Raw genomic sequence first — 7001 nt, forward strand, 5'->3', positions numbered from 1 at the left:
GTCTCAAAAAGAATTGCAATCGGACTAGTCTCACTGTTTCTTATTGTAGGCGTAGTGCGACAGAGATTTTATATTGGATTGCAGAGAGACGTATCTTGCATATGTAGTAATGATTGTATTTGGCCTTTTCTGTTATTTAGGTCTAGTAGAGGTCTGGAGGGATCAAAGAGGAGAAAACAAAGTTAGTGCAAAATTAATTATTCAGCCGATGTTATTTTTAGTCGTGTTTTTCGTTTTATTTCATGCGGTAAGGAATATATTTTAGCTAAATGTTTATGGCAAACTAAAATGTAGAGTATGGCGTGAATAAATATTTCCTGCTTTTTCGATAATTGTTTGTGTTAACCGCAAGCTAATCAATCAGCTTTTTTGATCAATAAAACTATGAAATGTAGTTTTTAGAGGCGTTGAAAGAGGGATTTTATAATGAAAAGAAAGCCGCTGATAGGTAGTAGTATCTTTACCATACTACTACTTGGAATTGGTGGGGCTGCATTCGGTTTTAGTCATGGTGATGCCGTGGAATAAGGGAAGTGAACAGTGAAGTAACTAAGAAATTAGTGATATTCCAGCAGTTGGTCGGAATGAAGATGTTGGACATTTGTTTGGAAAGGAGAGTGACCTTGTTGGCGACTCGTTTTCCCTTGACTGATTAAACGATGTATTGTAGTGTGAACGACAAATACATCGTTCGAAAAGAGAGTGAAGGTTCATGCAGAAAATGTCGCAATCTGAAAAACAGATTATGGAGATTATTTGGCGGAATGAGGGGGCGCTCACGACGGCAGAGATTTTGCAGCGTCTGCCTGACGGAAAAGACTGGAAGCAAAACACAGTGATTACTTTTCTTGCCCGTCTTGTTGAGAAGGATCTTGTGAAAGCGAACCGAATGGGTCGTGCGAATCACTATGATGCGTGTCTAACAGAGGAAGAGTACCGCGCGTTGGAGACGAAGCAATTCATTAGTGACGTTCATAAAGGCTCGGTGTCAGGATTTCTGCAGACTCTAACTGATAGTGGCGACTTAACGAAAGAAGATATTGAAGATCTCATGAAGAAATTACGGGAGTAGGTGCTACCGATGACGGAGTTTTATGTGCATATTATCATTATGTCGCTTGTCGCCAGTAGCATGTTGGCGATTTTGATGCTTACGAAACGAGTGACACAAAAATGGTTGTCGGCGTCTTGGCATTATTATTCGTCTTTATTCCTTTTTCTTTTATTCGTTGTACCGGCTTATGCTTGGTTTCAAATGAGCACGCCGGCTAATCCTGCCGTCTCAATTCCGACTGGCAACGAAGTTGGAGCAACGCTCGTCAATTACGTACCGATCGTGTTACTCGTGGGGTCCGTCCTCTTCTTCTCGGTCTACCTTTTCAGGATAGTGAAAATGACAAGGCTGTTGCGAACGACATGCGAGGAATCCTTTGATGAGGCCCATCTGATTGCGCTTGCGTGCGCCAAAAAAAACGCTCAAAATTAAACGGAAAGTTACCATTTATTTATCCCCTTACATGACGACCCCGTTTATTTACGGAATATTTAAATCGAAAATTGTCCTTCCGTCACTTGATTTTAGTGATGAAGAATTAAAGCATATCTTTCTGCATGAACTCACGCATTATAAGCGCGGCGATTTATGGACAAAGCCTTTCTTGTCCATCATTCAATCGGTTCATTGGTTTAATCCGATCGTGCATCTGGCGAGACGGGAGATTGATCGTTTTGGTGAGTATGCGTGTGACGAGAGCATTACAAAACAAATGAATCGGGACGAACGTACAAGATATTGTGAGCTCCTCCTAAATGTACTCTGGAACGTCGTTGATCAAAAGCACGGTCATTATGCGGCGATGAGCCAGGATCGAAAAAGCTTGGAAAGAAGAATGAAGACGGTTTTAGCAACAAGAGGGAAGCGACAGCGAACCGCTCTCATTTCAGGTTCGATGTTCACTTTAATCTTAGCCGTTGCCGGGACGACGGTTGGTCTGGCAGCGGTTGCGCACACAAGTGACCCTCATGTGGTTGCAGATGACGCTCAACTTGTAGAGGATAGGATGGATGGAGAAACGCAGATGTCGGATGACCCATTGGTTGAGAGTGATCTTAAAGATGAAAATTTTGAAAACGACTAACGCCGGCGCGCTAGTTTGGCGTCGGTTATATGTGTAATTTTAAACTACAAAACATAGTTTATTGAGGTGAAATACATATGGTGATGGAGCGTGACTATGTGGTTTTGGCTGTTCTTTGGAAAGCGTCTATGTGCTTACCGAGTGTTGGGATTAGAAAGAGGTTAGTCGGCTGGTCGCATGAACAAGTCGTGAACAGCCTTCTACGTTTAATGGCGAAAGGCTCGGTGCGTGCGCAAATCATTGGGGAACGAGTTATTATTGTACGACTATTTCAGAAGAGGCGTTCAGTAAACAGTTTCGCGGCGGAGAAGATAACGAGTAATCGAACAACGGAACGCGGCTTTTAGCCGCGTTCCTGTGTGTTAGTCGCTATAAATGTGATCGTCTTTAAGGTCGCCTTCAGTACCATACAAGTGAATGCCTTCGTCGTTTGGAATCGGTGGTTCAGGAGCATCTAGTGGAACTGCAGAACCTTGGTTGTGATCTTGGCTAAGCCCAAACGCAGTACCGGTTACCCCGACGACGAGCGTTGTTGCAAATGCCAATGATAAGATACGCTTTTTGTTCATCGGTGAAGCCTCCTTTTTGATTTGAGGTGTGTAGCTACACTTACAAAACTACATTATGTAGTTTTGTAAGTCAAATGGTTACATTCACTTCAACGAAATTAGTCGTTAACGCGAACCAGCGGGTCCGATCTATGTGGGGATTTCAGCAAAAAAAGGTTCCTCATTCAAGAAAATCCCATCATAGACATCGTCTAAATGGGATTTTCTCTTTAAAACATACGAAACGCTGGTTTACGTTTTGCAATAACTCAGCATCTAATGATGGGGAGTCATTAATCCAAATAAATCCCTACGCCTGGCCGATCGGTAAGCCGAGCAGTGTCCAGATGATAAACAGTAAGATCCAGGCGCCGAGTAGAATAAAGGCGTATGGAATCATGAGAGAAATGATGGAACCAAGTCCCATGCGACTGTCGTAACGTTTCATGAATCCGAGTACCATGATCAGGTACGGATTGAGTGGTGTAAGTACCGAGGAGGCGGAGTCGCCAATTCGATATGCGAGCTGGGCGTATGCAGGATCATACCCAAGAAGCATGAGCATCGGTACGAATACGGGAGCCATTAACGCCCATTGTGCGGAGCCGCTCGTAATCATTTGATTTAAGAGGGCGGCAAGCAGGATAAAGGCAACCATGAGTCCTAGCCCGGTAAAGCCGATACCTTCTAAAAACTCCGATGTATTTACGGCGAGTATCGTGCTTAGGTTTGTCCAGTTGAAGTATGCAATAAACTGGGCAATGGCAAAGACGAGTACGATGTAAGGAACCATGCTTTTCATTGCTTCTGTCATATGGTTAGGAATGTCAGCTGTTTTCTTTATTGTACCGACGGTTACGCCATACGCGACGGACACGATGATAAACCAGACGAGAATGATTGGCACGATGTTTGAGAGAAGCGGTGAATCACCGTCTTCACCCCGCAGCACGGAGTTCTCGGGCAATAAGGCGATTCCGATGAGCGCTAAATAGATGACGGTTCCAATAACAGCATAAATGAGGCCTTTGATTTCTTGTTTGCTCGGATTGGTAGCGGTCTCACCAAGTACAGCAGGTTCGGCATACGTATCGTCGAATTTGCCTAAGCGCGGTTCAATGATCCGTGTGGTGACGAGACCGACAACGAGGATGACCATGAACGTAGATACGCTCATAAAGAACCAGTTGTCGAGCGGTGTGACGCTAGCCTCCGGGATGATTGACTGGGCGGCTTCTTCGGTGATGCCGGCAAGCAGAGCGTCAGTCCCAGCGATAATGATGTTGGCGGTAAACCCGGCAGCGACGCCAGCGAACCCGGCGCACATTCCAGCAATTGGATGCCTGCCGAGGGAATAAAACACCATAGCAGCAAGGGGTGGAATGATGATCATCGCGGCGTCAGAGGCGATGTTGCCGAGCACGGCTGCAAAGATGATCGCATACGTAACGAGTGCTGTCGGCGCCCGCATGATGGTGGCTTTCATGAACGTGTCAAAGAGGCCGACTTGCTGGGCGAGCCCAATGCCGAGCATCATCGTCAAGATGAGCCGAGTGGGCGAAGCCGGTAAAGTTTGTAATCATTGATTCGAGCATGAAGAGTAAGCCTTCACCTGAAAATAAGCTTCTTGCTTCGATGACTTCGCCTGTCGTCGGATGTTCGACAGCGACGTTAAACTGGCTCACAATCCAAGAAATAATAATAATGGCGATGGCAAAATAAACAAATAAGATGAATGGATGGGGCAGTTTGTTTCCTAACCATTCAACACGATTTAGAAAACGATTCATCAAAGATGACGGTTCTTGCTGCATTATGAATCACCTCGGTGCGTTAGTTCTGTAGTTTAGATGGTTCGATTCCTGGTGGAATGGGGCATTCATAATGCGTTCCATCTACCTTTGATGTAATTCTTCTTTTGCCTGGTCAATCAGGCAGGGTTTTCTAGCAGCTCTGCCGCTGTACCGCTCATTAATTCCGCGGCGTACAACATGCCGGTCATTGCATAGGATGTTTTTCCTTGTGCAACCATTTGCCACGTGTGGAAGGGTGTCCCGAACGCATAGCATGTGGTGTAACATTGCACGGTTGGAGCGATCGTGCTCACATCACCGACATCGGTTGACCCAGACAGACGCTTCATGTCCGGCGTGGATGGAATTGTCGTAGCGACAAGGTCGTGAGCGACGTCGTTTGTAGAGATTTTACGTACTTCGTCAATGGCGTTCTGAATCTCACTCTCGCTTAGCGTATCGTAAAACTGTTTGGCGAGCTGCTTTTCTTCATCTGTGTAGTCCGGTTCCCCAAACGCTTGCATCTCTTTGTTCATGACGTCTTCAAGTGTGCGGTTGCGCACGAAGTTGGAGCATGCTTTCTCAAACGTCATCTCGAGCTTAGTTTCGGTCATGAGTGCAGCACCTTCGGCAATCTTCTGCACACGTTCGTACACTTCTTTTGCCTTATTGACCGTCGTTCCCCGCATCAAGTAGAGAACTTCTGCCTCGGCCTGCACGACGTTTGGAGAAACGCCCCCGGTGTTTGTGATCGCATAATGCAGCCGGGACGTTTCTTCGATATGTTCCCGCAAATAATTCGCTCCGATATTCATCAGTTCTACCGCATCCAAGGCACTTCTGCCAAGGTGTGGGCTGGCTGCTGCGTGGGACGCTTTTCCTTGAAAGCGAAAAGATACTTGGTAATTTGCGAGTGTCTCATACGCCCACACCGTATTGTAGTATCCGGGATGCCACGTGATGGCGGTATCAATGCCGTCAAAAGCACCTTCTCTTGCCATGAACGTCTTGCCGGAACCCCCTTCTTCGCCTGGGCAGCCATAAAATTCAATCGTTCCAGGCAGGCCGTTTTCTACCAAATAATCTCTTGCTGCGATTGCTGCTGCCATCGCACCGGTCCCGAGCATATGGTGACCGCAACCGTGCCCGTTGCCGCCTGCTTCTTTCGGTTCAGGCGACGGTTGGTTTTCAACCTGGCTTAAATCTGATAAAGCGTCGAACTCACCGAGAAAGCCAATGACCGGTGAGCCACTGCCGAACCGTGCCCGAAAGGCGGTGGAGATGCCGGCGATGCCCCGCTCTACTGTAAATCCCTCTGCTTGTATGTAATCTGCGAGCAGCTTTGCAGATTGCTCTTCCTCAAATCGTAGTTCAGGTGTATTCCAAATATGCTTGGCCAATTGCTCATAGGCGTCGCGATTCTGTTGGATCTGCTCAGTTAGAAATGACTGACGGGACATGGGCAATCCCCCTCCTTCGTTTACGTTAAAAGCCATGCTACCATAACGACCATTGGGTGGGAAGAAGTTTTTCTATTATGCGATGATTGCTAGATCGTTTTACACGATTTTCAGCTCCGGTGGTGACGAGGATTGCTCATTTTTTGGGAATTTCTAGGTGATTGGTGATCTAGAACGCGCCTGAAACAATCGATATAGAAGGAACTTAACATTTTCCTCGTTGCGCAGTTTGTTCCAACTGGAGGCAGATTCCAGGCTGAAGTGCCAACGATACGTAGGCCCCGCCGGGGCCGAAACCAAATCGAACTAGGTTCGGCGCGGCTCGCGCCGACGTGTTGTGGGTACTTCGGGGCGGGGATTGTACAGGTGACCCGGGGTAATCTGTTCCCGAGTTTGCTCATTCTGTTCCCTAGCTTATGAGAATAGACCGCTTTTCCTGTGATTTCCCCCAATTTGAGAATAGTTCTGCCGCAACTCGAGCACAGTTTCCACATTCCCAAGCTCTTACCATTGGTTCGTGAAGAAATTCTTTCGTTCAACTTATCTAGATCGCTTTAGAACACAGCAATTTACCTTATACTGGGCGATCTATGAACGTTCCTTTTCATACAGAACCTCAACCTATTTATACATATAAATCTCAAGAGCTAGCAACCATCGGCACCTCCGGTGCCGAAGATAAACCGAACGGTCGTCGGCATGACTCATGCCGACCTCTCGTTAGCATTGGTGACAGAAAAGCTCGCAGAATTTCATAAGCCGATGGAATGGAACGGAGGTTTGGTGCAGTTACAACATCAAGGACTAGTGAATTTCTTTAGTCCAACCTATATAGATTCTGTTGTCGGCATTGGTGCTGTTTAAGTTTGTTTGGAAAGGGAGGGGGTGTGATATAGATTCATCTTTAGATCTCCCTAATTTGCACTGTTGGTTCTTGCTTTCCATCACGGGTTGAAGGTTGCAGTCCAGACTACAAGTGCAACATCGGTGTCTAAAGTACAGCCCCCGTGTTTTCTATGCAGTCCAGACTACAAGTGCAACATCGGTGTCTAAAGTACAGCC

7 protein-coding genes and 1 pseudogene are annotated in these 7001 nt (G+C 46.5%); 5 read left to right on the plus strand and 3 right to left on the minus strand.

Going from position 1 to position 7001, the window contains the following annotated elements; genetic code table 11:
- Positions 1–712: 712 nt before the first annotated feature.
- From JCM19037_RS21300 to JCM19037_RS21315, 4 genes are all read left to right on the plus strand, one after another.
- Positions 713–1072 carry a BlaI/MecI/CopY family transcriptional regulator gene (locus JCM19037_RS21300; protein WP_042404465.1) on the plus strand — a complete coding sequence of 120 codons (360 nt, stop codon included), beginning with the start codon at positions 713–715 and terminating at the stop codon, positions 1070–1072.
- 9 nt (positions 1073–1081) lie between these two features.
- Positions 1082–1486 (plus strand): hypothetical protein, encoded by a 405-nt coding sequence (locus JCM19037_RS21305; RefSeq protein ID WP_042404467.1) that lies wholly within the window; start codon positions 1082–1084, stop codon positions 1484–1486.
- Positions 1449–2138: a M56 family metallopeptidase gene (locus tag JCM19037_RS21310; RefSeq protein ID WP_042404468.1), complete on the plus strand. Its 690-nt coding sequence runs from the start codon at positions 1449–1451 to the stop codon at positions 2136–2138. Before JCM19037_RS21305 ends, JCM19037_RS21310 begins: the two co-directional genes overlap by 38 nt.
- 77 nt (positions 2139–2215) lie before the next feature.
- Positions 2216–2485 carry a hypothetical protein gene (locus JCM19037_RS21315; RefSeq protein WP_042404471.1) on the plus strand — a complete coding sequence of 90 codons (270 nt, stop codon included), beginning with the start codon at positions 2216–2218 and terminating at the stop codon, positions 2483–2485.
- Between the two features lie 15 nt (positions 2486–2500).
- On the opposite strand, the gene JCM19037_RS21320 is transcribed toward JCM19037_RS21315, so the two are convergent.
- The 3 genes and pseudogenes from JCM19037_RS21320 to JCM19037_RS21330 form a co-directional block, all read right to left on the minus strand.
- A complete protein-coding gene (locus JCM19037_RS21320; RefSeq protein ID WP_042404473.1) occupies positions 2501–2707 on the minus strand; it encodes a hypothetical protein in 207 nt (68 codons plus the stop codon).
- Positions 2708–2996: 289 nt separating this feature from the next.
- Positions 2997–4500 (minus strand): annotated as a pseudogene (locus JCM19037_RS21325) (AbgT family transporter).
- 116 nt (positions 4501–4616) lie between these two features.
- Positions 4617–5939 carry an amidohydrolase gene (locus tag JCM19037_RS21330; RefSeq protein WP_238544859.1) on the minus strand — a complete coding sequence of 441 codons (1323 nt, stop codon included), beginning with the start codon at positions 5937–5939 and terminating at the stop codon, positions 4617–4619.
- A 669-nt stretch (positions 5940–6608) separates the two neighbouring features.
- On the opposite strand from JCM19037_RS21330, the gene JCM19037_RS21335 reads away from it, so the two are divergent.
- Positions 6609–6803 carry a hypothetical protein gene (locus tag JCM19037_RS21335; protein ID WP_042404476.1) on the plus strand — a complete coding sequence of 65 codons (195 nt, stop codon included), beginning with the start codon at positions 6609–6611 and terminating at the stop codon, positions 6801–6803.
- Positions 6804–7001: the final 198 nt, after the last annotated feature.

The organism is Geomicrobium sp. JCM 19037 (genome assembly GCF_000698105.1).
GTDB lineage: Bacteria > Bacillota > Bacilli > Bacillales > Marinococcaceae > Geomicrobium_A.